The sequence below is a fragment of the Methylobacterium trifolii genome (genome assembly GCF_022179685.1).
GTDB classification, from domain to species: Bacteria; Pseudomonadota; Alphaproteobacteria; order Rhizobiales; family Beijerinckiaceae; genus Methylobacterium; species Methylobacterium trifolii.
In genome coordinates, this window is the sequence record NZ_BPRB01000380.1 from 1 (window position 1) to 1,147 (window position 1,147).

General features: G+C 75.3%; 1 pseudogene. It reads left to right on the forward strand.

Features of this window, described 5'->3' with window-relative positions:
* Positions 1 to 1,147: pseudogene (locus COGEMETH_RS24825) on the forward strand (hypothetical protein); the annotation flags it as partial.

A 1,147-nucleotide genomic window follows, 5' to 3' on the forward strand; every position in this document is an offset into this window, starting at 1 on the left:
GCAGCCTGATCGAGGGCGTGGATGGACGCAGCCGGGCGGTCAGCGAGACCATCGAAGGCCATGTCGAGCGCCTGCGTTCGGCGATCGACGGCCCGGTGCTGCAACTCGCCGAGGCGCTGGGCGAGCGTTCCACCGCCATCGAGCGGGCGCTCTCCGAGACCGGCGCGCCCCTGGTCGAGGCCCTGCGCGAGCGCACCGAGGCCCTGGTCGCCCAGTCGCGGGATTCGGCCGAGGCCCTGCGCGCGGCCGTGGACGAGGGTGCGGCGCGGGCCATCAACGCCCTGTCCGAGACCAACGACCGCCTGCGCCGCGACCTCGCCGGCGTACTCTCCCGCATCGACGGGGCGAACGAGGCCCTGACGGAACTCGTGGCCGGCGCCGGCAGCAACCTCGGCGCGATCGAGCACGGCCTGGCCGAGCGCGTCGACCAGATCCAGCAGGCGCTGGGCGCGGTGGCCGAGCAGACCGGCCGGGCGAGCGAGGGCGTCTCCGCCCAGGTCGTCGCACTCCGTGGCGTGGCCGAGGGCGCCGTCCGCGAGGCGGCGGGGCTGGCAGCAGCCCTCGACGGCAGCGGCCGGTCGCTGGCCGAGCAGACCCGTACCCATGTGGCGGCCCTCGACAGCTCCGCGACCGCGCTTACCGCGATCGAGGGCCGGCTGGCCGAGACCCTGTCGGCACGCGAAGGCGCCGTGGAAACGGCACTCGCCGCCCTCGAAACCCGTGCGGCGGGCTTCGAGGCGCAGACCGCCGCCTTCAGCGAGGGCATCGAGCGCACCCTGCGCGCCGCGGAGGAGCGGGCCCGCGGCATCGGGCAGAGCCTGTCGCGCTCGGCCGAAGGCGCGAGCAGCGCCGTGACGGAGGCCTTCGAGGGCCTGCAGAAGGGGGCCGGTTCGGAAGGCGAGAAGGCGACGCAGGCGGTGCGCGCGGCCATCGAGTCGGCCTCGCGGGAGATGCGCGCCGGGTTCGAGGAGGCACAGAGCCGCTTCGGGGAATCGGTCTCGGGCCTGCGCGAGATGGCGGGCCAGATCCGCGGCGAACTCGAGGCCACCCGGGCCGACCTCGCCCGCGGCGTCCTCGACATCCCGCGCGAGACGCAGGACGCGGCCGGCGAGATGCGCCGGGTCGTCTCCGACCAGATCAAGGCCCT